Source organism: Bacillus cereus group sp. BfR-BA-01380 (assembly GCF_022663535.1).
In the GTDB taxonomy this organism is placed as follows: domain Bacteria; phylum Bacillota; class Bacilli; order Bacillales; family Bacillaceae_G; genus Bacillus_A; species Bacillus_A cereus_BB.
On record NZ_JAKUFS010000006.1, the window covers coordinates 69240 to 92555 of the forward strand.

The following is a 23316-nucleotide window of genomic DNA, read 5'->3' on the forward strand; positions in this document are numbered from 1 at the left end:
CTGAACATGGAGATGATTTGACATACACTCTAAAAAGAACAAGAGATAACACCTTCAAGATGAAAGCTAGATAAGAGAATTTAAATTCCGAAAAATTTTTTTGAAATTGTAGAGTTGGAAATACATATAAAAAGGAGATGGCTTATGATGGGAGATTTACAGAAATGGATTGAAGTTGATGCATATATTACTAATCAGTTATTATCTGCAGATGAAACTCTTAAGAATGTATTAGAAGCAAATTCTAAGGCAGGATTACCTGCAATAGATGTTGCTCCGAATCAAGCAAAATTTCTTCACTTACTAGCTCTAATACAAGGAGCTAAAAGAATATTAGAAATTGGAACATTAGGAGGATATAGTACGATTTGGCTAGCACGGGCGTTACCAGCAGATGGTCATTTAATTACTCTTGAATTAGATGACCATCATGCTGAGGTTGCAAAATCAAATATAGCAAGTGCGGGGCTATCTGATTTAGTAGAAGTAAGAATTGGACCTGCTCTCGAAACATTGCCGAAGTTAAATGATGAAGGAGTTGGTCCATTTGATTTCATTTTTATTGATGCAGATAAACAAAACAATTCGGAATATGTAAAATGGGCGCTCAAATTATCGCGAAAAGGTACAGTGATTATAGGAGACAATGTTGTTCGCAAAGGAGAAGTAGTGAACGCTTCTAGTACTGACCCCAATGTCCGAGGAACACGAAATTTCTTTGACGTACTTGCATCTGAGTCGAAGCTTACTTCAACTGCAATACAAACGGTTGGAAGTAAAGGATATGATGGCTTTGCAATAGGGGTGGTTTTGCAATAATAACAAATATTTTTTTAAGGATGGATGAAAAAGGAGCATACTAAATTGCTCCTTTTTATTGTAGAAATTGTGCTAAAAGAAGCTTTATACCTCGCTGTTGGTATTTGTGAAGATGGATCAGAAGAAGTACTCGCGTATGCGATTGCGATTTCCTACTCAAGTGTTCTGTAAAAACTTAGCCAATTCTTTTAGTTTTAAAATTTATTTATCTTATTTCACTAGTTTATTTTATGATGATTTGTTTAGGAATCTTCACAGTTATCTTTCTTGGTTATCATAATATGTTTTATCTGCGTATTTTTTATCATTTCCTTTTAGATAGGATAAAATTATTTTTGGATTTTTAAGTAAAGCCCAGTCTCCATATTTATCAAATCTTCTGGTTGAAGTTATCATTCCATTTTTAATTGTACCGAATTTCTTATTATTTTGCTTTCCCCATTCTTTTAACCGTTTAGCGAAATCTGCATCTTCTGCCATAAGCATGTTTTCATTAAATCCGTTGATTGCCATAAAGTCTTTTCTATAGCACCAAAAAATCCCTACAGATATAGCTCCATACTTAAAAAGTAAGGGGATCATTATTAACATTGCGGAAACGAATATTCCTAAAGATATTCTTTCAAACTTCCCAGTTACCCCACCACCAATGTATTTACCTGAAGCTAAATATTTATCTACATTAGACAACATAGACTCTGTCATTTGGGTATCAGCGTCTATAGTAATGATTATTTCTCCACTAGCTATTTTGGCCCCTGCATTTCGGATTTTGGATAAGTTTTTATCGTTATTTTTTAATGTAATACAGTTATAAGACTTTACTATTTCCTCTGTTTTATCTGTGCAACGATTTAAAACAACTATGACTTCAGTTTGATCTTTATATGCCTCGGATGCTTTTGCAATTGAATCCAAACATTTTCTAATGTACTTTTCTTCATTGTGTGCAGGGATTATAATAGAAAACTTCACATCTTTTTTAAAATCGACTCCTGAAGATTCGTTTGTTTTAGTCATAATATTCCCCCTTTTTCATAAAGCAAAAAATTGCTATATATAACATATATTAACATTTGTGAGGTTGTATTATAATTAAAAGTAAACTATTATTCAAAAGTTTACTTTCGTTTTTATAAAAAATAAACAAGAACTTGTAGGAATACTACAGGTTCTTGTTTATATAAAGGACAAAAATATCTATTCCCTTTCTAGCCAAGCAATAGGAATTTCTTTTTCACCAGTTACTTCAAACTGAATTTCTCCATTTACTTCAAAGACACTTTCAATAATTGGTATTGTAATCATTTTATTTTCCCTTATTTTTCGCTTTCGTACTAGTTCTAAGTCGATAATATTCATGATGAAATCCCCTTTTGTATATGTAAAACAGAGAAAAAAGCACCCAAATGAGTACTTTTTCAACTTGAATCACCATTTTACTTTTTGAGCTGTTGCTCTATGTGTATTCTACCATATTTATCTATAACATTTGTTGATAAAGTTATTTCATTCCAATTTATTATGATTCACAAATGGACGTATCAGGGACATAGTTTTTGAGATGAATTTTTGGAAAGCATTCCGACAAAAAACGTTTCTAATCTTAGAAACGTTTTACTTGTTAGGTATTCTATATTTCAGTTAAAAAGAATTTTTAAAAATCAGTACGTCTATAAATTCTCACCGTTAAGAAGTAAGAACCGATAAATATAAGTATGGTAACGATTGAAGCAAGTATAATTAGTTGATTAGTAGTAAATTGTGTAGTGATGCTATGAATAAGGCTGATAATATTTAAATACCCCTCAATCATTTTCCAAAAAGCAACAGCTATAATGAAAATAAAGCTGATTGCAGCTAACAAATATTTATTGGTAAAGCGATAGCAAAATGGTAAATAGATAGATGTAAACAACATGACAGTAAGAACACTAACCACAATTGTCCGTGGAGTTTCAATTTCAACTCCATAAGTCGGGAATGCAACTTGAATTACTGCTTGAATCAATAATGAGAATAGAACTACTAGAAGTGTACACAACACCGTACCGACATATTTTGACATAATAATTGTCTTTCTACTATAAGGCAGGCTATTAATAAATTTGTGACTATTATTCTTTTCGTCGTAATAATGTAGATTTATCATATAAGAACCAGCCACCAAAACGACTGTGAACCCAAATCTTCCAAACGTCCCAATAAAAAAGCATATGCCAAGTAGATAGAGTAACATCATTAATTTTTGCAATCGAAAATCCTTTAATATTAAATTATACATATTGAACATTCCCCTTTTTTGTATAGTACATAATATCTTCTAATGTCGCTTCTTCAATTAATGCATCATTCCCTAATTGCGTACGTGAACGGCTGGCATTACTTGTGAGTGCTTCAAATCCCACGTTTGTTTCACGAATTCCGATTAATTGTTCTCTGATTTTCGGCGTAAGCAAGACTGTATCCCCTTTTACAATTGCATATTCTTCAGAAATACTATGTATATCTTTTTCAAACACAATCTCTCCATTATGAATAAATACAATATAATCAGCAATACGATCTAAATCAGTTGTAATATGTGTGGAGAAAAAAATTGTTTTATCTTGATCGACCATTAAATCATAAAGGATGTCTAAAAGTTCTCTTCGAAATACAGGATCGAGTCCAGATGTTGGTTCATCCATAATAATAAATTCAGCATGGTGTGAAAGTGCAAACGCTAGGGAAGTCTTCATTTTCATCCCTGTAGACATCTTTTTCATTTCTATGTTAGTCGGTAACTCAAAGTGCTGTATGTAGAATTTGAACTGATTTTCATCCCATTTTTTATAGGCTGGAGCAATGAACTTTTTCAGCTGATGAATTGTCATATCTTCATAAAAGATATTGTTATCGTATACGAATCCAATACGCTCTTTAATAGAAACTTGATCCTTTTGATGATCTTTACCAAAAACTTTGATATCCCCACTATCCTTGCTAATAAGGTCCATAATAAGTTTAATTGTCGTACTTTTTCCTGCGCCATTTGCGCCAATAAATCCCGTTACAAACCCCTTTTTGATATTAAACGATACATTTTTCAAAGAAAATCCTTTGTATGCTTTTGAAATATTTTTCAGTTCTACAATATTTCCCATCCCTACTCCTCCTCATAGATACGATTAATAATCTGTATTAATTCATCCCTTAATAAATGATTAGCCTTACTTTCTCGAACGACTACACTAAACTTTTCGCGTATTGGATCACTTGATTCATCCACTCGTTGTTTTTTGTTTTGTTTTGCAACAAATGAGCCTTTCCCTACTATCGAGTAGATGTAACCTGCTTTTTCAAGTTCTTCGTATGCTCTTTTTGAAGTAATAACACTTATCTTCAAATCTCTCGCAAGTATTCGCATGGAAGGTAATGCATCATCTTCTTTCAATGTCCCATTTGATACTTGTAATATAATTTGGTCAATGATTTGCTGATAAATGGGTAACTTAGAACTATTAGATAGTAAGATTTTCATGTTTTAACTCCTTATTAGCTTATATACACATTATATACAATATACACAATATATACACTTGAATTTTTTAAAATTTTTTATATTAGGGGTATCATCCCATGCCCATCAAGCTAAGAAATTCTTTGTTCCCCAAAACGAAAAAAATGAGCTAAGTTCTCATAACTCACCGTAGAGATATCAATTTTTCGTTTTGGGGTTATTTCAAAATCTTGACTTGATGTATATATGGTACCGCCAGCATTTCGGAAAAAAACCACGCTAAGCAAATTTCGACAGAAAAAGAGCCGATTTTACCCTATCAAGAGTAAAATTGGCTCTTTTATTAATACACGTATTCCACCTAGAAATTTTATCTGTTCTGTCCCCTAATATTTCAATAATTTTGTTGTACTTCTATTCATATAATATCTTTTATTGTAAATCTTCGAACTCCAACAAAAGTAAATATAATAACAAATAAGCAACTTAAGACATAAAAACTACTAAACTGAAAGAAAGTCTGCAAGCCTTCTAGATGAATAGGGTCCATTGCTAATCCTGGTTGCGCAAATGGCCATATATACCCGATATTTAAGTAATGAAATATCATTCCTATACATGTAAAACCAAAACTCATTCCAACTGGAACAGCAAAACTTTTTATAGAAGATGAGAGAAATAATTGTAGCGCAGCAATTGAAAATGTACCAATCCATCCATTGAATGACCAATTTAATAATGAAATCCAAGGAATAGGACTTGTAATACCTAGTAGCTTACCAATTAAGATATAAGCAATTAAAAAAAATACTTGTGTCAATAAAGTTAACATAAAGATTACTAATAACTTTGCCATGTACACATATCGAAATGGAATTGGTAAAGAGATGATTTTTTTCCAATTTCCCTCGCTATGTTCAAAGCGGCATACAAATGCACAATAAATACTTACTACAACAGGAAATAAAAATAATCCATAAATTAATCCAACTTGTGTCCAAGCTTTCTCCCACTCATTTGTTGAGACTTTCATTAAGACATCGTAGTTTACTTGAAAATTTATGAGTCCAAGCGCAATACAAATAAGCGGAATGAATGTCATTACAATCCATATTTTTGAACGTTTTAATTTTAATAATTCGCATCGAAATGAGCTTAATAACATATCTGCATCCTCCTAATGAATATCTTTTTGCGAAAAATGAGCAGTGCTAAGAATGATAAATAATAAACTAACACCTAAACTTAACAAAAGATTCATCATGACTCCTTGGTTTTGGAAAAACACTATTTTCCCATTGGAAAATGCCCAAGAAATTGGATTTGTCAGAGATGAATAGCTCCAAATTATCCATGTATTCCAAGGAACCATCTGCCCGAAATACCCAAGAAATGAGCCGATTACACCTGCCGTTAAAGCAAATACTTGATTTTTCACTACCAATGATATCCAAAGTTGCAAAATAACCATTGGAATACATCCTATAATGGTAAAACAACCGTATTTCAGTAATAATATCACCGGAATTCCACTTTCAAAATTAAAAATTTTTCCTATTAATATAATTACAGAAATAGTAATTATCCCTGCGTATACAAGAAAAAAGATACTAAAGATTATTTTGGTTATATATACTAGCTGCCTAGATGTGGGAATTGCACACAATAACTTCCAGGTGTTCCCCTTATTTTCAAAATCAATTATTCGAGATGTAATTGTCGCAATCATTATAGGTAAAAATAATGCATTTATCATACTTACTCTTGAGAGAAGCGACTCCCAATTTAGAAATTCCTTTTTTTCTTGTGACACAATAGCAAATAACCAAAGTAATGCTAAAGACTGTATCAAAAATACTACTAAAAATAATTTCTTTCTTTTTAATTTCAATAATTCACTTCTTAAGGCAGCAATCATTATAAAACACCGCCTTTTTCTGTTAAGCTTAGAAATATTTCTTCCAATGTATGCTTCTCTTCTTCAATTCGATACACTGATAAATGCTGCTGTACTAATAAATGATTTATGTGAGAAATAAGGTGATCTTCTTGTTGATGCGTAACTAGACAATTACCTTCAATTCTAAGATGAATTTGATGCTGTTCTAAAATTTGATGAGCCTTTACTACATCATTTACGCGTATTTTCATTGATGCCTGGCTTTTTTTGCGTAACACTTCAATTTTATCTTGAAAAATAAGCTGTCCACTATTAATAATGCCCACTTGCGTTGCAATTTGATCCATCTCATTTAACAAATGACTAGAAATAACAACTGTCATATCATATTGCTTTGGCAGTTGTTTGATGAGTTCACGAATTTCTTGAATCCCAGCAGGGTCTAATCCGTTTGTGGGTTCATCTAAAATTAACAATCTTGGATTTCCAAGTAGTGCCATTGCTATGCCAAGGCGTTGCTTCATTCCAAGTGAGTATTGTTTAACTAGTTTATCTTTTTGTTTCTCTAATCGAACAATACGCAATACCTCATCAATATTCTTTTTTGGTACTTGTAGCATTTGTCGAATTACTTCTAGGTTTTCATGACCTGTTAAATGTCCATAATAAGATGGCGATTCAACAAGAGAGCCAACCTCTCTTAAAATATCTATTCGATTTGTTTTTAAATCTCGATTGAATACCTTAATATTACCTGTCGTCGGTTTTATTAATCCCAGTAACATTCTAATTGTCGTCGTTTTTCCAGCTCCATTTGGGCCTAGAAATCCATAAATTTCACCTTTACCAACTTGCATTTGTAATTGATTCACACTATTTACAGCTCCATATGTCTTTGTCAAATCTTCTGTTTCAACAATATATGTTCCCATTATTGGCACCTCTTTTTCTTGATTAAGCTATCATTTATTATGAAAGTTCTTGCTTAATCTTGAATTGAGCTGACCTTAAGTTTAGCTTAATTTTCTAACGGAAGCTGAAATGTAATTTTAGTACCGTTTCCTTTTGTGCTTTCTACTGCGATTTCTCCACCGTGAGCTACGATGATTTCCTTTACAATTGCCATTCCTAAACCTGAACCACTTTTTGGATCTGTATTTGTACCACGAAAGTATCGATCAAAAATATGTGGTAAATCACTTTTATTTATTCCGTCACCATTGTCCTCAATCGTAACTATGGTGTATCCGGATGTTTGTTTTATACGAACTTGTACTAATGTTTTAACATCAGTATGAATGAGCGCATTATTCAATAAGTTTACTGTGGCACGTTGAATTAATCCCTGATCTGCTTTTATAATTAGTTCTTCCTGAGGGCATTCAAATTCAATTAATCGATTCTCATAATGAGGCATATTCATAAATTCAATAATTGTTTCTCGAGTGAGATTCACAATATCTACTATAGTTTTATGGATAGGTAACAACGCATTCTTCAATTGATATGTAAGTTTTAAATCATCAATCAATTTTTCAATATAAATTGATTTATTTTGAATTACTTCTGCATATTGATACATTTCTTGTGCAGTAATTTTATACTCCCGATTCCCTATAACTTCACTATAGCCTTTAATAGAAGAAAGCGGTGTCTTTAAATCATGAGAGATGTTTATAATCCATTCTGCTCGCATCGTATCTAATCTTTTTCTTTGAACGTTAATATCCTTTAGTTGATGTGATAACTGATTCAGATTTGTATACACCTCTGCATATATTCCCTTTTCTTCCGGTATTTGTTTATATTGTCCTTGTTTTAATTTATTAATATGTTCAATTATCATGACAACAGGTTTTGACATATACCTTGCCACAATGTAAGCAAATAATAAAATACAAACCACTGTTACTCCTATTAACATTAAAATCCCATATGGATAGAAGCTAGATAAATTATTGAAGTTCAAATAGACAGATTTTCGCAATGCTTGGTTTGACGGGAAAGCGACAATGTAACTTTCTACTTGTGTACTTTTATCTAACTTACCCACAAACGTTGTATAACCCCCAATATCGTACTTATAGCGTAAAATCAAATCACTAGGAGTATAGTGAGTTGGTGTATTTTTAGGCTTATACATTTGAAATACTTCATCACTATTATGATTTAATACTTGTAACCATGCTCCATGTTCTTGTAAAAATTTTTTCCCTTTATTTGTTATAGAAACACTCCCATTTTCTACTGTGATTTCTTTTTGAAAGGCTAATACTGAGCCCTCTGGATCGTCCATTCCCTCACGGTTATAAGTAAATACTAAATAACTAAAGGCAAAAAATTGAACGATTAGGATAAACATAATTAATCCTATTAATGAGGTAATATATAGTCTCGTGACCTTCCACTTCATCTTGCATCACCTTTTGTGTTAAGTTTATATCCGAGTCCCCTTACTGTTACAAGGTAATGAGGTTTGGAAGGATTATCCTCTATTTTTTCTCTTAAATGTCTCATATGTACCATCATAATATTGTCATTACCCAAATATGTTTCGCCCCAGACAGCTTCATATAAGCGGGCCTTACTAAAAATTTGATTTGGGTGTTTTATTAAAAATAGTAATATATTAAATTCTTTTGCTGTTAAAAATAGTAATGTATTACCCTTTAACACTGTTCCTTGTGCCTCATCTATCATAATGTCTCCAAACTGATACATAATACGAGCCTTTTCTTGATATTGATTGCGCCGAAAAAATGCTTTCATCTTATATGCTACTTCTTTCGGACTAAAAGGCTTTGTAATGTAATCATCACCACCTATACTTAATCCAAGTATTTTATCTAAATCTTCATTTTTCGCCGATAAGAAAAATATTGGAACGAATGTAAACTGTCGAATTTGCTGACAAACATTATATCCATCTAAATCTGGAAGCATAATATCTAATATGATAAGATCTGGCTGTAATTGCTTACACATGCGTATTCCTTCTTCTCCTGTTGTATACGTATAAATATGTTGAAACCCCTCTTTCATTAAAACTGCTTCCAATAAATTTAAAATCTCCTTTTCATCATCTACTATAAGAATTTTTTTCGTATAAACATCTGGAATATTATGTATCATCTATTGCACCTCAATATCTTTCTATATAATTTAAAATTAAATAGTGAACAGTATTACCTTAATTATTAATGTATCATTTTCATTCTACAGTAGAATAGCAATTTGAAAGTTTTCCCACTTATTTTAGGGAGAGATTATTATTTTTTCGATATGGGTACGTTTATTTTTTAACTTTAAGTATATGTTTAATTTTCCTTTTATGAAAATTAATATTGGAGTATTTTACACTGTCTAAGTTAAAAAAATAATTTATTAGTATTTTTAATAATTTTAAGTATTGGATTTGAGTCAATACTTAAAATTAACAGGCGCTGCTCATTTACAATTGGATTATATAAAATAAATACAAATCATCAATTTATTGACAGAAAAATGGATATTTAATATAATAATTTTAATATTATGTTTACTTAATTTAAAGAGGTGTTATATGTTTAAAAATAAAAAAATGATCCGATTGGGTTTATGGTTATTTGTTTCTTTATCTGTAATTCAGTTTACTATTGGTTATATACAAGGATATTATAAAGCTTCTACAGGTAAAGAATTATTAATTTCAGAAACATGGAAAACAGTATTATTAGATGTTCCCGAAGGAGTACTAGTTATTTTAGGTGCAATTGCTTTATATCAATTTACAAAAAAAACACCAGAAAAAAAGGCCGCTGTATAGAGGCCTTTTTTTGATTGCTATTTACACTTTAAATTATGTTAATTAAATTCTGATACTGCACACTTTTTGATATCCATGAGATTCACCCTTTCCGAAAAGCGAACGAAAGAAAACGCAAGTTACATACTAGCGGTAATTCTATTGATTAACTTATAAGTAACATTAATTGTTCATTTCTTTTTTCCCGCTCTTCTTTAGATGCTAGGTCGTACTTTTTTAAAAGGTGAAATAGTTCATTTAATATTTGCTGTGAATGCTTTCTCTTTAAAAATTCATGTAAGTCTTTAACCAAACATTCGGATAAAAAGCATTGTTGAGTTTCAAGTTTATTGATTACATCTTCAGAAGAATGATCTACATTACACATTCCCATTAAAATTCCTCCTTATATTTCTGTTTTCATTTTATCTTCCTAAGAAACAATTGTCGATTCCATTCATAAGAGACGAAGAGTTATTTTAGCTAACTAGAAGATTTGCATAAAAAAATTTCTTTCTATTTTTATGCCAGCCTTTTCGTTTTCTGATAAAGTGACACTTCCATCAGTGGGGTTTTCTTCATCTCCCACCTAACTTCTTTGCTTCTCTCTAAATTTTGAGGTGGGATCTTACTGCCCGCGAATAGCGGGATAAATTACCCTTTGTAGATAAGATCTTGAGCTAAAGATGTAAACATCTCTCCAACAAGCGAATCTTCGTCATATACGGACGAACCTTCATTTTCTTCAGGCTTTGCAAAAGGTATTTGTGCGATCACTTCTGTTTGCAGTTGTTCTGCTAACATTTCACCGCCACCTTTCCCAAAGAGATAGTTCCTTGAACCATCTTGTTCCTCATAATATGCCATATTCTCAACGATACCTAAAATATCGTGTTTTGTATGCTTTGCCATCACCCCTACTCTGGAAGCAACAAACGAAGCCACATTATGAGGAGTAGTAACTATAATTTCCTTCGCATGAGGAATCATCGCAGCCACATCAATCGCAACATCTCCTGTACCAGGAGGTAAATCAAGAAGAAGATAATCTAATTCTCCCCAGTGAGTGTTGGCAAGGAAATTTTGAATCCATTTGTTGAGCATTGGTCCTCGCCACATAACTGGGTTATTACCCTCTATAAAAAATCCCATAGACATAATTTTAACACCGTGACTAACGACCGGAATCGCTGTCTGATCTATCATTGTTGGCTTTTGATTAGCTTCCATCATAGCTGGGATACTGAATCCATATATATCTGCATCTAAAATCCCAACCTTTTCCCCCATACGGGCTAAAGCAGTAGCAAGGTTAATTGTCACAGTTGATTTTCCGACTCCTCCTTTTCCGCTTGTCACAGTGATAAAACGTACAGCTGAATCAGGACGGAGCATACTAGGCATACCGGTTTCTGTTCTAGCATTTTTCTTTAAAGTTTCTATTAATACCGCTCGTTCTTCCGATGTCATAGAACCGAATGTTAAAGATACATTAGAAGCTCCAATGTTTCGGAGAGAGTCTTCAATATCTTGTTGAATTTTTGCCTTTAAAGGACAACCTTGAATCGTTAAAATGACTTCAATGTGAACCTGTGTACCATCCATTTGAATATTTCTTACCATGTTTAATTCTACGATACTTTTGTGCAATTCTGGATCTTGAACATGGTTTAGAGCATTCATAATTTGTTCATGAGTAAGCATAAAACTCAGTCCTTTCCGGCTTCTTAATTTGTATACAAAAAACACCATGAGTACTGAAACCTCATACAATAGGCTTTAGTACTCATAGTGGAATAGATTACTAGCAATACTTACTAATATACCAATCCAACCATTTTGGCTCTTCCCTCTTCGTTCCAGTGCGAGAAATCGCTCATAGTTATCCTCCTTAATGTGTGAAAGATGCTGTATTCGAGATGAAAATAGAATAGAAAGAATTACCCTCCGCTTACAGGTGGGATAAACGCAACAGTATCTCCTGCTTTTACAATATCTTCGTCGATTGCGAATTCTTCGTTAATAGCTATCATAACTTTATCCAACGATTGTAAATGATAATTATCTTTCAGCCATTCTTTTAATTGATGAACATTAATCTCTTGTTTTTCTATTATTACTAATTGATCTGAGCCGACTTCTTCTCGCAAATTTGCGAACAGTAAAATTGTAATCATCTTCTCATTCTTCCTTCTTTGGTTTTCCTTCTGGATACGGAGTATTTTCAAGCTGATCTCCAATCCACATCGTTCCATCTTCCCAAAATTCTTTTTTCCAAATTGGGACGATTTGCTTAATGCGTTCAATTGCGTATTCATTCGCTTCATAGGCTACTTTACGATGCGGCGACGATACTGCAATTACAACTGCAATATCCATTATTTCTAGTCGTCCCACCCGGTGTGTAATTGCTATTTTTGCATCCGGCCACTTTTTCTTAATTTCTTCACCAATTTGAGTAAGCATTTTTACTGCCATCGGTTTATATGCTTCATACTCTAAATGCAAAGTTCGTTTTCCTTTTGTCAATTCTCTTATTGTTCCAATAAAGATTGTAATGGCACCTACTTCTCTTCTTGCTACCTTATTCGTTACTTCTTCGACTAATATTGGAGTATCTACGATTTCAAATAGTACTTGTCTCATCAGAACCCCTCACTTTATAAGATGGAATAATATCGCTCCAAGGCCATTCACTTCCTTGATTATCTTCTAATAAGAGAATATCTACAAACATCCCTTTTTTATATCCTCTTGTACCGCCTGGGAGTACGATCAAAGCGTCTGATTCTGCTAATGAAGAAACCGCACTAGACTTATCAAATCCTGATGGATAGACAATTAATTGTCCCTTGTTATATATGAGCTTTGCTCGTACAAATCTCGTAAATGGATTAGGTTTTAAAAAATTTTCTCCCAGTAATGCTTTTTCTCTTTTTAAATGTGGCTTTTCACTCAACATATAGGTACGAATGCTAGGTCTTACGAATAACTCAAAACCTACATAACAAGCAGAGGGATTACCTGATAATCCAAATAATAATTTTTTATTTAATTGTGCTACGGTCGTCACGCTGCCCGGCCGCATTGCAACTTTGTTAAAAAGAACCGATGCCCCTAGCTTTTCGTAGATAGCTGGCAAATAATCATAATCCCCTACCGAAACACCACCGGTTGTAATTAACATATCCACTTGACTTAACGCTTCTTTTACGGCTGCGTGGCACGTCTCAAAATCGTCACTAAACTTCCCAAAGTATTTCACTCTTCCCCCCGCTCTTCGAATTTGGGATAAGATCATGTACGTATTACTATTTCGAATTTTCCCGGGTTTTAGCGATTCATTTACATCAAGAAGCTCACTTCCAGTCGCTAATACTCCAATCATAGGTTTTTTTGCAACTGGCACTTCGCTGTAACCAAATGTAGCAAGGAGAGCTGAAATACCTGGATTAATGTAAACTCCTCTCTTCGCAAGAATCGTCCCTTTACGTGTATCTTCACCTTGAAAGGAAATATTTTCTCCTTTTTTGAATGAGCGTTTCACTTCCATATAGATTTTACCGACATCCTTATATTGACGGATCAGTTCCAACATCACAACCGCGTTACATCCTTCCGGAATTTGTGCCCCCGTCATGATTCGAACTGCTTGAAATGGCCCTACCTCTTGAGGAAATATGGAACCTGCCCCAATTTCGCCGATTACTTCGAATATAGTTGGATTCTCATAACTTGCCCAGGCAATATCTTCTGCCCTAATAGCAAATCCATCATAGGGTGAACGATCGAAAGAGGGAATATCATGATCAGCTACTAAATCCTCGGCTAATATACGTCCGTAAGCTAATTCAAGTGGTACCAGTTCTTTTAAACCATGTTTGGCAAATTCCATTACTTTATGGACGGCCTCTCCAACTGCAATCGGTATTCGTTTTTTAATCATTTTCCTCACTCCTTCTGTTACCCTAATAAACGATAGTATATTTTTTTCGCTTTTTGAATTTCATTTGTCCCGTGAATAAATACACGACCATCCTGAAACATGACCAAACGATAATCATCTAGTTGGCAACATAGCAAATACGGGTTTCGATCTACTTTCCCATGTTTTTTTAGTTGTTTTTCTAAATGGTCAAAATTGTAACGACTATTATGCGGCGGTCTAATTTGAACCGTATTTCTCCCACATAAAACAGCTGTCTTTGTTTGATTTTCATAAGATAAATAAGGATAAGTTCTATGCGTTCCGCACGAAGGACAATTGTCCGTTTTAATCTTTTCTAGTTTGATAGAATGGTGTTGATTACTCCATATATCAAACATTAAAAAAGTGTTTCTAATTGCTGAAAAATCTTCTACTAGAATTTTGAATGCTTCCACCACTTGATACGCTGCCACCATTTGGATAGCTGGACTAATGATTCCAACCGTGTCACATGTCACTCCTGTAACCGGAACACTTTTAAGTACACAATGTAAGCACGGTGTTTTCCTTGGAATAATGGTATAGCTCATGCCATATCCCCCCACACAAGAACCATAAATCCAGGGAGTATCATATTTTTGTGATAGATCATTTATTACAAATCGAATATCAAAATTATCTGTTGCGTCAATGATAATATCGACATCGTCTAACAAAACTTCCATATTCTCTATTCTTGCATCCATCACGAAAGCATCAATCTGTACCTCTGAATTGATTTGTTTTAAACGATTCTGAGCAGCAATTGCTTTTGGCAATTTTTCCATTGCATCTTGTTCAACGTAAAGTTGTTGTCGCTGTAAATTACTCCATTCTACGTAATCACGATCAATGATCGTTAACTTTCCAATACCTGCACGAACCAACAATTCTGCGCTTACACTTCCTAATGCACCTGCCCCCACAATCAACACATGCTTATTTCTAATCTTCTCTTGTCCTTTACTCCCAATAGGAGTGAACAACTGTTGACGTGAATACCGCTCTATCATTAGATAGCCTCCCTTTCTTTTAAATAATTCTTGTTCTAAAACATCCCATTCATTAAAAAATCTGCTTCATATGAGGTTATTTTTTTTTAACTCTTTCTCTATATGACTTTGTTTCTGATAACAAGAAAAGTAAGCAAATCCAACAAATCCAGCTCCACCAATTACATTTCCTGTAAAAACAGGAACAAAATTCTCTGCAAGATCTATCCATGAAAGGTGACCCGAAAAAATAACTGCTGAGATTACAAACATATTTGCTACCACTTGCTGAAATCCAATTACTACAAATGCCATAATAGGAATCCAAATTCCGATAATTTTCCCAACAAAATCGTTAGTTCCATGAGCCAACCAAATCGCAAGACAAACAAGCCAGTTACAACCGATTGCTGAAATTAATGTTTTCCCAAACGATTCATGTAATTTCTCTTGGGCTATTGCTACTGTTTTATTTAAATATGTCCCCTCCGTCAACCCGCCAAGGTGACCGAAAAAATAAGCTACGAAAAGTGCACCAACAAAATTAGTTAACGTGATCCAAACCCAATTATTTAACACACTTTTCAATGAGATTTTCCGTGCATACAGGGCCATGGACACTGACATCATGTTTCCCGTAATTAATTCTCCTCCTGCCAGGACAACAAGCATAAGCCCTATAGGAAAAACTGCTCCTCCCAAAAAATTTACTAGACTTCCCCATTGCTCCGGTAAATTACCAAGAACTCGAATATTAAGCAAAAACCCTAACGAAATGAATGCTCCTCCTAAAAAACCAAGAATAAGCATGGCAGATAGCGATTGCCTTACCTTTTGAACACCGGCTTCAATCACAAGCTCAGCGATTTTTTCCGGTTTATAAAATGCCATAACCAATTCCTCCATTTTTCCAATTAAAAAAGCAGCTTCAAAAAACCCTTAACATCGTAAGGATTTTTGAATGCTGCTTAATCTCCCTGCATTTCTCTTACAAAGATATCAATCATCACTTTTACTATAAAATAGAAAATCTGCAAAACTTGCAAACTTTCCACTTCGCGCTATTTGCTGTAACAAAAAGAAGCTACGAACAGCCTTCCTTCATAATGTTTTGAATGTCATCCTAACATATTCTTTATTTCTCAACCACCAATATGCGACATTTCAATTTTTGGCAATGTTTTTTTATTTGTATTGCTTAGCCGTTCATCTGAATAGCGATCTGAACGATTATTCCAAATATCACGAATAACATCGGTAATCTCCTCATCGGTATACCCAGAACGAAGTAATTCTCTAAGATCATTTCCTTTAGAAGCAAACAAACAAGTATATAATTTTCCTTCTGCGGAAATACGAGCTCTTGTACATGATGAACAAAAAGAATCTGTTACAGATGAAATAATTCCTATTTCCTCATCACTACCAATATAACGATAGCGAGCGGCAACTTCGCCAGGATAGTTTGCTTCCATTCGTTCCAGCGGCATAACTTTATGAATCGTCTCTAATATCTCTTGTTTAGAGATTACTTCATCTAATTCCCAGCCGTTAAAATTCCCGACATCCATATATTCAATAAATCGAAGAATATGCGTATTCTCTTTAAAGTATTGCGCCATCTGAATGATGTCCTGTTCATTTTTTCCTTTTTGGACAACCATGTTCATTTTAATTTTCATCCCGACTTCCGCTGCAGCCTGTATTCCTCCAAGAACCGTTTTCACTTTACTTCTATTCCCATTTAAATAAGCAAAACGCTCTTCTTCTAAAGAATCCAAACTAACTGTCACACGTGATAAACCCGCCTTATACAAATCAGGAGCAAATTTCTTAAGTAAAGATCCATTTGTAGTCAAACCGATATCCTCTACTCCATCAATTTTGTTAAGTCGCTCGATTAATTCAGGAAGATTTTTCCGAAGTAAAGGCTCTCCCCCAGTAATACGCAACTTTCTTACACCTAAAGAAACGAAAATACGCGCTACTCTTTCAATTTCATCAAAAGATAAAATTTTATCATTAGACAAAAAAGAATAATCTGGACCAAATATTTCTTCCGGCATACAATATCGACAGCGAAAATTACAGCGATCGGTAACGGAAATACGTAAATCCTTTAAAGGACGGTGCAATTTGTCTAATGTGACAGATTTCATGTTTATTGCCTCGCTTTTACATCTTTTATAATTCCGTACAAGTTTTATTCTCTAGCCAGTTTGCATTTATCCCGCTATTCGCGGGCAGTAAGACCCCCACCTCAAAATTCGGCGAAAGCATTGTCCAGCTCTAGCGGCTAGAATCTCCGGTCGTTTCGCCCCCTCGGACGAGGCAAAAAACGCCTCTCTGTCAGGTGCGTGGGCGTCCTGCGATTCTGAGCGAGCCGCTTCCGCCTTTCTTAAGAAGTTAGGTGGGAGATAAACTGCCCGTAAAAGCCCGATTGGTGAGGGCTGATAATCAGTGGGGGATGAAGAAACCCCCCACTGATTATAGTTTCACTTTATTTCATATTTACAATCCGCTCTGGATGAGTATATACATTTAAAGATTGATTACGAATAAAACCTATCGTAGTAATTCCTAACTGTTCTGCTAGCTCTAGTGCTAACTCAGTTGGAGCGGATTTTGACAATATTACTTCACAGCCAATTTTCGCAACTTTTAACAAGATTTCAGAAGATATCCGGCCACTAAAAACAATAATTTTATCACCAATAGAAATATTATTTTTTAAGCAATGGCCGTAAATTTTATCTAAAGCATTATGTCTTCCTATATCCATTCGGCTTAAAACAAGCCCATTCACATCGCATAAAGCTGCATTATGAACCCCGCCTGTATGCTGAAAAGTAGCCGCAGATTGCTGCATATCATTCATTAACCGAAAACAATCCTGAGCAGAGATCTTTACGCGAATATCATTCATCTTCTTCGCAGTCAGCGCATCGTTTACGAAAACAAATCCTTGTCTACTCATTCCACAGCATGAAGTAATATAACGCTTATTTTGGATGTTAAGATAATAAGGATTGATTTTTGTCGTTGTTACATGTACATATCCTTCTTTATCCTGTACCCATATTTCATCGATGTCTTCATACTTTCGGATAATACCTTCAGATGCTAAAAAGCCTATTACCATATCTTCAATATACTCTGGAGTACTAACCATTGTAACAAATTCCTGTCCGTTAATTTTAACCGTAACTGGAAACTCTGTTACAATGCTATCCTCTATATGCTTAAATTCCCTTTGCTCATACCGGAAAATTTCCCGTTCCACCTGTATCGATTTCACGATCAATATCCTTCTCTCACATTATATTTTTATCAAAGACAAATACTGAAACTGCAATATCTTCGTCCACTTTCATATCTGAAAACAGATGAACTAATTTCGCTCCAACAAGTTCCTCCAAATGCTCACAAGAATTGACAGCATAAACTTCCTGAATCATTTTCGTTCTAGCCATATGAACCATTTCTGCGCCATCCAAAGTTCCCGAAATGAACTTCTCAGTAGGTGTCAAATTTCCATAAAGTGTGGCAATAGCCATATTTTCAGCAAATACAGTATGAATTCGTTCCGGTCCTTTTCCGAACAAATCTTTTCGAAGCTTTCGTATCATATCATTAAACTCATGTACCATTTTTGACATACTTGCATTCCTCCTCGATTAATCAATAATAGATTTCAGATACTACTTCATTATAAATATTTTAACAAAATGACCTTTTCGTCTGAATTATTCACTCAATTAATTAGAAGAAAAGGGTCATCTTTTGGAATTATTTCAAGCGTATATAAAGTGAAACTTCCATCAGTGGGGGTTTTTTTCATCCCCCACTGATGGTTAGTTGAACCAATCGGGCTTTTACGGGCAGTTATCCCCCACCTATCTTCTTCGATTCTCTCTCAATCTTGAGGTGGGGGGTCTTACTGCCCGTTAATGCGGGATAAAACTTATGAAATAATATTATTGTTGCTTGCCTACTCGTCTTTTAACCCCTTACCCATACCTTTTAGGAAGTGAAGGCCGAATCCAATAGCACGATTAATATCTGGATCCTTAAGCACTTTCATAAGGTCCAGTATTCCTACTTTTTTATTACTTTGCAGATGCTGGTTTCCTTCATCCATACCCGTTAATACACTACTTACAAGTTTTTTAGTAAGTTCCGGATCAAGTTCTGTTAAAGCTCCTGCAGCGCCCATCATATTATTAATTAAATTTGTAACTGGTTCACGAGTGACTTGTCCTAGAACAATTTTTGCGATTGGTTCTTTCGCTTGAAGCATCGAATTTGCGGCTTCTAGCATTCCAATGTCATTCAATTCACCTACAATATTAAACATTTGATTTAAAGCTTCTTCATGATCCGCTAGAAGTGTTTTTAAATCTTCTAGCTTTTGTTGTTTTTGTTCTCCCTCAGTTAGCTCCTGCTTTTGGATCGCTCTAATAGGTGCTGCCATATTCTTTTCTCCTCCCTAGTTATCCGTTAAGTGCACATATCCTGGACGAGCCCACTTGCGATTTACCTCAATCCCATTTTGAGGGTGACGCTTTTTGTTACGTGGATTCGTTTTTGGCATCGGATTTTCACCTTCTACTTGTAACACTTCCATACGAACTTTCGTTTGTTTGTATGCAGGTGTATCGGTACGTTGATCGACCGCAGGACCCGTTAGGAAATTAATCGCGGATTCTTTATCTGTCGAGTTCATCGGTAGATAAAGCTCATTTGCTTTTACACGATCCGTTACAAGTGCAAGTAATTTAAGTGCCCCAAAAGGAGAAACAAGGCGCACTAACGAACCAGTTTTAACTCCACGTTCTTGTGCAAGTTCTGGAGAAACTTCAACGAAAACACTAGGCACTTTCGCTTGAATACCATTTGATTTATTTGTCATGTTACCTTCATGAAAATGTTCAAGCATACGACCATTATTAATGTGAAGATCGTATTCCTCTGGGAATTCAGCAGGACGTACCCAATCAGCAATGGCGAAACGAGCTTTTTTGTCCGGAAAGTTAAATCCATCTAGGAAAAGGAGCGGCGTATTCGTTCCTTCAAAACTTCCCCAATGGAAACTGTTCCAGCCTTCAAGCACTTCATAGTTTGCTTTTGCGAAAAGTGGAGATAAACTTGCCATTTCAGCAAAGATTTCACTTGGATGGCTATAGTTCCAGTTTGCGCCTAATTTATTTGCAATCGCTTGTACAATCCACCAGTCTGGTTTCGCATCTTCCAGTGTAGGAAGTACTTGATATAATCTTTGTACACGACGCTCTGTATTTGTAAAAGTTCCTTCTTTTTCAAGAGATGGCGTTGCAGGTAACACTACATCTGCATATTGAGCAGTTTTAGAAAGGAAAACATCCTGAACGACAAAGAAATCAAGGCTTGATAGAACTTCATGTACATGATTTGCGTTAGAGTCTACAAGAGCCATATCTTCTCCGACTAGATACATGGCTTTCATTTTCCCTTTTTCAATTGCGTGAAGCATTTGAATGTTGTTAAGACCTGGTTTGTTATCAATCTTCACCCCGTAAGCTATTTCAAACTTTGCACGGGCTACATCATCGGTAATGTGCTGATATCCCGGAAGCCATCCTGGGAGAGTTCCCATATCACAAGCACCTTGTACGTTGTTATGACCACGAAGCGGATATGCACCAGCACCTGGGCGACGATAATTTCCTGTTGCAAGAAGTAAGTTTGAAATTGCAGCGGAAGTATCTGAACCACCCGTATTTTGCGTTACCCCCATTCCCCAAAGAATACAAGTACCGTCTGCATCACAAATCATTTCGGCCATTTGAATGAGCACTTCTTTTGAAATGCCTGTAATCTTTTCTGCATATTCAAGCGTATATTCTGCAAGACTACCTTTGAAATCTTCAAAGAAGTTTACATTCTCGTCGATAAATTGTTGATCATGCCAGCCTTGATCAATCATATATTTGGTAACAGCCATTAACCATACTTGGTCTGTTCCTTGCTTTGGACTTATAAAGATATCTGAACGCTCTGCCATTTCGGTTTTACGAAGATCTGCAACAATTAGTTTTTGACCGTGAAGTTTATGCGTCCGTTTCACACGAGTAGCTAATACCGGGTGGCCTTCTGTTGGATTACAACCAACGATAATAACAAGACCTGATTGTGCAATATCTTTAATTGTTCCTGCATCTCCGCCCATACCAATTGTGCGGAACAATCCATCTGTTGCTGGCGATTGACAATAACGAGAGCAATTATCAATGTTGTTCGTTTCGAATACTTGTCGAGCTAATTTTTGAATCACATAGTTGTCTTCATTCGTAATTTTAGAAGAAGAAATAAAACCTACAGAACCGTTACCGTACTCTTGTTTAATAGCGCCTAATTTATTGGCAACTAAATCAAGTGCTTCTTCCCAAGTTGATTCAACAAATGTTCCATTTTTACGAATTAAAGGCTTAGTGAGCCGCTCTTCAGAATTTACGAAATCCCAACCAAATTTTCCTTTAACGCAAGTAGAAATTGCATTAACTGGTGCCTCAGAAGTTGGTTGGACTTTCAAAATTTCACGTCCCTTCGTCCACACTTCAAATGAGCACCCTACACCACAGAACGTACATACCGTTTTCGTCTTCTTCGTACGAGTTTCGCGCATCGCAGCTTCTACTTCTGACACAGCGAAAATACCGCTGTATCCAGGTTCAACTTCTTTTATAAGATCAACCATAGGCTCAAGAATGTCCGGCTTCAGCCCAGTCATAAATCCAGCTTCTCCAAGCATCGATTTCTCCATCAAAGCATTACAAGGACAAATGGTTACACATTGACCGCAGCTTACACATGAAGAATCGTTAATAGCCGCTCCGTCGTCCCAAATAACACGAGGACGCTCTGCCTCCCAATCAATAGATAACGTTTCATTTACTTGCAAGTTCTGACAAACCTCTACACATTGACCACACGCAATACATTGATTAGGGTCATAACGATAAAATGGATGAGACATATCAACTTCACTTACATCTACTTTTGGCGTGTAAGGATATTTTTGATGCTCAATCTCCATTAACTCTGCCGTATTATGCAATTTACAGTTCCCATTATTGTTATCACAGACCGTACAGTAAAGTAAATGATTTTCCAATAAGCGGTCCATCGCCTCGGTTTGCGCTGCCTTTGCACGAATAGAAGACAATTCAACATTCATACCACTCGTCGCTACTGCTGAGCAGGATCGCACAAGTTTTCCATCGACTTCTACAATACAAGTATCACATGTTTGGATAGAATCCACTTCAGGCACGTGACAGATTTGTGGATGCTCAATCCCATTTTGATTAATGATGCCCAATATAGTTGAACCAGGCTCAGCTGTATACCTTTTCCCGTCAATTGTAATATGAACCATGCTGTCGTTCATGGTCTTTCCCCCTTTTTGAGAATAAAAAAACTCCACCACGAAAATATACGCACCGAATTAATAGGTACGCTATCATCATGGTGGAGTAGTTTATTAGCACATCTTGCTAAAATACCAATCCATTTATTCATAAATAAAATGATAGATTCATAACAGGTCATATCACGATTCCATCTTTAACACTATAATTATAGCGTTTAATTCAATAATACACAATATAAAAATCATAAAAAAGAAAAGGAGCAAGTTTTACAAAAGTAACAGATATCGCAGGAACAATGACACCAAGGTTACAACCTGCTTGGGCAGGTGGGTTTGCAGATGAAGCTGTCGAGACAGGAGTTGCCTCTACTGTAGCCTCATCAGGTCATTGAGGACATTTTACTTGGGTGGACTTGGTACTTATCTACTGTTTGCAAGACGCCACCTTTAACAATTACATTACTAATAATGCTATCTTGTATGTTTTCTATGTTCATAAATCGGGTTTCATTTTGTATATTTGAACTTTAAAATGATTAGACTTTCAATATCACTTATCTTTCATTAATGTGTTTCGCTAAATATCCAACGATTCATCCACTTCCTCGGCTGTGCGAACACAATATAACAAAAACAGTCCATATGCGAGGATTAACATTAACAAGATCATATGCTCACTCCTTATCACTTACTATCTTTTAGTCGACTCATATATTGTTAGTTTAGCTATTATGCTTCAATGTATACATTGATTTCCCTTACATCCACCTTACATTGTTGTAAGGCGCTCTTCCCTTAACAACAAATAAGACGCTTTTGCCTCTTACTTTCTTTAAAAAAGAAAAAACGATTCATCCCCCACCTTTACTTCGTTTAGAAGAAGGGGTCTTCTCGGTTAAAATGATAAAATAACTGGTCAATGGCACAAAATTATATAATAA

25 protein-coding genes and 1 pseudogene are annotated in these 23316 nt (G+C 35.0%); 3 read left to right on the forward strand and 23 right to left on the reverse strand.

Annotation, left to right across the window (positions count from 1 at the left end; translation table 11 throughout):
* Nucleotides 1–144: 144 nt before the first annotated feature.
* Entirely contained in the window at nt 145–819 is a 675-nt protein-coding gene (locus tag MR076_RS07665) for an O-methyltransferase (protein ID WP_242219343.1), read from the forward strand.
* A 45-nt stretch (nt 820–864) separates the two neighbouring features.
* On the forward strand, nt 865–990 hold the full coding sequence (locus tag MR076_RS26360; RefSeq protein ID WP_277928424.1) for a hypothetical protein: 126 nt from the start codon (nt 865–867) through the stop codon (nt 988–990).
* Between the two features lie 87 nt (nt 991–1077).
* Here MR076_RS26360 and MR076_RS07670 read toward each other — a convergent pair whose 3' ends face one another.
* The 10 genes from MR076_RS07670 to MR076_RS07715 all read right to left on the reverse strand — a co-directional run bounded on the left by MR076_RS07670 (nt 1078) and on the right by MR076_RS07715 (nt 9353).
* Complete coding sequence (locus MR076_RS07670; protein ID WP_242219345.1) at nt 1078–1839, reverse strand: glycosyltransferase; 762 nt, start codon at nt 1837–1839, stop codon at nt 1078–1080.
* 180 nt (nt 1840–2019) lie between these two features.
* Nucleotides 2020–2181, reverse strand: a complete 162-nt coding sequence (locus tag MR076_RS07675) for a hypothetical protein (protein ID WP_242219347.1) — start codon at nt 2179–2181, stop codon at nt 2020–2022.
* A 295-nt stretch (nt 2182–2476) separates the two neighbouring features.
* Nucleotides 2477–3103 (reverse strand): ABC-2 transporter permease, encoded by a 627-nt coding sequence (locus tag MR076_RS07680; RefSeq protein ID WP_242219349.1) that lies wholly within the window; start codon nt 3101–3103, stop codon nt 2477–2479.
* A complete protein-coding gene (locus MR076_RS07685) occupies nt 3096–3965 on the reverse strand; it encodes an ABC transporter ATP-binding protein (protein WP_242219351.1) in 870 nt (289 codons plus the stop codon). The genes MR076_RS07680 and MR076_RS07685 overlap by 8 nt, the downstream gene beginning before the upstream one ends.
* 2 nt (nt 3966–3967) lie before the next feature.
* Nucleotides 3968–4342 (reverse strand): GntR family transcriptional regulator, encoded by a 375-nt coding sequence (locus MR076_RS07690; protein WP_242219353.1) that lies wholly within the window; start codon nt 4340–4342, stop codon nt 3968–3970.
* Nucleotides 4343–4739: 397 nt separating this feature from the next.
* Nucleotides 4740–5486 carry an ABC transporter permease gene (locus tag MR076_RS07695; RefSeq protein WP_242219355.1) on the reverse strand — a complete coding sequence of 249 codons (747 nt, stop codon included), beginning with the start codon at nt 5484–5486 and terminating at the stop codon, nt 4740–4742.
* A gap of 12 nt (nt 5487–5498) precedes the next feature.
* Nucleotides 5499–6239 (reverse strand): ABC transporter permease, encoded by a 741-nt coding sequence (locus MR076_RS07700; protein WP_242219357.1) that lies wholly within the window; start codon nt 6237–6239, stop codon nt 5499–5501.
* On the reverse strand, nt 6239–7153 hold the full coding sequence (locus tag MR076_RS07705; RefSeq protein ID WP_242219360.1) for an ABC transporter ATP-binding protein: 915 nt from the start codon (nt 7151–7153) through the stop codon (nt 6239–6241). The genes MR076_RS07700 and MR076_RS07705 overlap by 1 nt, the downstream gene beginning before the upstream one ends.
* 86 nt (nt 7154–7239) lie before the next feature.
* On the reverse strand, nt 7240–8634 hold the full coding sequence (locus MR076_RS07710) for a sensor histidine kinase (protein WP_242219362.1): 1395 nt from the start codon (nt 8632–8634) through the stop codon (nt 7240–7242).
* Complete coding sequence (locus tag MR076_RS07715; protein ID WP_242219365.1) at nt 8631–9353, reverse strand: response regulator transcription factor; 723 nt, start codon at nt 9351–9353, stop codon at nt 8631–8633. Before MR076_RS07715 ends, MR076_RS07710 begins: the two co-directional genes overlap by 4 nt.
* A 430-nt stretch (nt 9354–9783) precedes the next feature.
* Between MR076_RS07715 and MR076_RS07720 the strand changes: the two genes are divergently transcribed.
* Nucleotides 9784–10026 carry a DUF3937 family protein gene (locus tag MR076_RS07720; protein WP_242219368.1) on the forward strand — a complete coding sequence of 81 codons (243 nt, stop codon included), beginning with the start codon at nt 9784–9786 and terminating at the stop codon, nt 10024–10026.
* A 145-nt stretch (nt 10027–10171) separates the two neighbouring features.
* On the opposite strand, the gene MR076_RS07725 is transcribed toward MR076_RS07720, so the two are convergent.
* From MR076_RS07725 to MR076_RS07785, 13 genes and pseudogenes are all read right to left on the reverse strand, one after another.
* On the reverse strand, nt 10172–10393 hold the full coding sequence (locus tag MR076_RS07725; RefSeq protein ID WP_396021681.1) for a hypothetical protein: 222 nt from the start codon (nt 10391–10393) through the stop codon (nt 10172–10174).
* 266 nt (nt 10394–10659) lie between these two features.
* On the reverse strand, nt 10660–11709 hold the full coding sequence (locus MR076_RS07730; RefSeq protein WP_242219373.1) for a P-loop NTPase: 1050 nt from the start codon (nt 11707–11709) through the stop codon (nt 10660–10662).
* A 236-nt stretch (nt 11710–11945) separates the two neighbouring features.
* Entirely contained in the window at nt 11946–12182 is a 237-nt protein-coding gene (gene moaD / locus MR076_RS07735; protein ID WP_242219377.1) for a molybdopterin converting factor subunit 1, read from the reverse strand.
* 4 nt (nt 12183–12186) lie between these two features.
* A complete protein-coding gene (locus MR076_RS07740) occupies nt 12187–12651 on the reverse strand; it encodes a molybdenum cofactor biosynthesis protein MoaE (protein ID WP_242219379.1) in 465 nt (154 codons plus the stop codon).
* The gene (locus tag MR076_RS07745) at nt 12632–13948 is read right to left on the reverse strand and encodes a molybdopterin molybdotransferase MoeA (protein ID WP_313897313.1); all 1317 of its coding nucleotides are present in this window, start codon (nt 13946–13948) and stop codon (nt 12632–12634) included. Before MR076_RS07745 ends, MR076_RS07740 begins: the two co-directional genes overlap by 20 nt.
* A 20-nt stretch (nt 13949–13968) precedes the next feature.
* The gene (locus tag MR076_RS07750) at nt 13969–14985 is read right to left on the reverse strand and encodes a molybdopterin-synthase adenylyltransferase MoeB (protein ID WP_242219384.1); all 1017 of its coding nucleotides are present in this window, start codon (nt 14983–14985) and stop codon (nt 13969–13971) included.
* Between the two features lie 66 nt (nt 14986–15051).
* On the reverse strand, nt 15052–15855 hold the full coding sequence (locus MR076_RS07755; RefSeq protein WP_242219386.1) for a formate channel: 804 nt from the start codon (nt 15853–15855) through the stop codon (nt 15052–15054).
* A gap of 251 nt (nt 15856–16106) precedes the next feature.
* Complete coding sequence (moaA, locus tag MR076_RS07760) at nt 16107–17123, reverse strand: GTP 3',8-cyclase MoaA (protein ID WP_242219387.1); 1017 nt, start codon at nt 17121–17123, stop codon at nt 16107–16109.
* Nucleotides 17124–17464: 341 nt separating this feature from the next.
* Nucleotides 17465–18262 (reverse strand): formate dehydrogenase accessory sulfurtransferase FdhD, encoded by a 798-nt coding sequence (fdhD, locus tag MR076_RS07765; protein ID WP_242219388.1) that lies wholly within the window; start codon nt 18260–18262, stop codon nt 17465–17467.
* Nucleotides 18263–18278: 16 nt separating this feature from the next.
* On the reverse strand, nt 18279–18623 hold the full coding sequence (locus MR076_RS07770) for a Na-translocating system protein MpsC family protein (protein WP_242219389.1): 345 nt from the start codon (nt 18621–18623) through the stop codon (nt 18279–18281).
* A gap of 332 nt (nt 18624–18955) precedes the next feature.
* A complete protein-coding gene (locus MR076_RS07775; protein ID WP_242219390.1) occupies nt 18956–19438 on the reverse strand; it encodes a helical membrane plugin domain-containing protein in 483 nt (160 codons plus the stop codon).
* A 15-nt stretch (nt 19439–19453) separates the two neighbouring features.
* On the reverse strand, nt 19454–22393 hold the full coding sequence (gene fdhF / locus MR076_RS07780) for a formate dehydrogenase subunit alpha (protein ID WP_242219391.1): 2940 nt from the start codon (nt 22391–22393) through the stop codon (nt 19454–19456).
* A pseudogene (locus MR076_RS07785) lies at nt 22362–22554 on the reverse strand (hypothetical protein). Before MR076_RS07785 ends, fdhF begins: the two are co-directional and overlap by 32 nt.
* Nucleotides 22555–23316 lie beyond the last annotated feature (762 nt).

Coding starts and splice junctions, on each gene's coding strand:
- MR076_RS07750 (WP_242219384.1), bottom strand. CDS start 14,985: ATGATAGAGCGGTATTCACGTCAACAGTTGTTCACTCCTATTGGGAGT.
- MR076_RS07740 (WP_242219379.1), bottom strand. CDS start 12,651: ATGAGACAAGTACTATTTGAAATCGTAGATACTCCAATATTAGTCGAA.
- fdhF (WP_242219391.1), bottom strand. CDS start 22,393: ATGAACGACAGCATGGTTCATATTACAATTGACGGGAAAAGGTATACA.
- MR076_RS07675 (WP_242219347.1), bottom strand. CDS start 2,181: ATGAATATTATCGACTTAGAACTAGTACGAAAGCGAAAAATAAGGGAA.
- MR076_RS07685 (WP_242219351.1), bottom strand. CDS start 3,965: ATGGGAAATATTGTAGAACTGAAAAATATTTCAAAAGCATACAAAGGA.
- MR076_RS07725 (WP_396021681.1), bottom strand. CDS start 10,393: ATGTGTAATGTAGATCATTCTTCTGAAGATGTAATCAATAAACTTGAA.
- MR076_RS07775 (WP_242219390.1), bottom strand. CDS start 19,438: ATGGCAGCACCTATTAGAGCGATCCAAAAGCAGGAGCTAACTGAGGGA.
- MR076_RS07695 (WP_242219355.1), bottom strand. CDS start 5,486: ATGTTATTAAGCTCATTTCGATGCGAATTATTAAAATTAAAACGTTCA.
- MR076_RS07670 (WP_242219345.1), bottom strand. CDS start 1,839: ATGACTAAAACAAACGAATCTTCAGGAGTCGATTTTAAAAAAGATGTG.
- MR076_RS07720 (WP_242219368.1), top strand. CDS start 9,784: ATGTTTAAAAATAAAAAAATGATCCGATTGGGTTTATGGTTATTTGTT.
- MR076_RS07690 (WP_242219353.1), bottom strand. CDS start 4,342: ATGAAAATCTTACTATCTAATAGTTCTAAGTTACCCATTTATCAGCAA.
- MR076_RS07700 (WP_242219357.1), bottom strand. CDS start 6,239: ATGATTGCTGCCTTAAGAAGTGAATTATTGAAATTAAAAAGAAAGAAA.
- MR076_RS07705 (WP_242219360.1), bottom strand. CDS start 7,153: ATGGGAACATATATTGTTGAAACAGAAGATTTGACAAAGACATATGGA.
- MR076_RS07665 (WP_242219343.1), top strand. CDS start 145: ATGATGGGAGATTTACAGAAATGGATTGAAGTTGATGCATATATTACT.
- moaD (WP_242219377.1), bottom strand. CDS start 12,182: ATGATTACAATTTTACTGTTCGCAAATTTGCGAGAAGAAGTCGGCTCA.
- moaA (WP_242219387.1), bottom strand. CDS start 17,123: ATGAAATCTGTCACATTAGACAAATTGCACCGTCCTTTAAAGGATTTA.
- MR076_RS07715 (WP_242219365.1), bottom strand. CDS start 9,353: ATGATACATAATATTCCAGATGTTTATACGAAAAAAATTCTTATAGTA.
- MR076_RS07730 (WP_242219373.1), bottom strand. CDS start 11,709: ATGCTTACTCATGAACAAATTATGAATGCTCTAAACCATGTTCAAGAT.
- MR076_RS07770 (WP_242219389.1), bottom strand. CDS start 18,623: ATGTCAAAAATGGTACATGAGTTTAATGATATGATACGAAAGCTTCGA.
- MR076_RS07680 (WP_242219349.1), bottom strand. CDS start 3,103: ATGTATAATTTAATATTAAAGGATTTTCGATTGCAAAAATTAATGATG.
- MR076_RS07710 (WP_242219362.1), bottom strand. CDS start 8,634: ATGAAGTGGAAGGTCACGAGACTATATATTACCTCATTAATAGGATTA.
- MR076_RS07755 (WP_242219386.1), bottom strand. CDS start 15,855: ATGGCATTTTATAAACCGGAAAAAATCGCTGAGCTTGTGATTGAAGCC.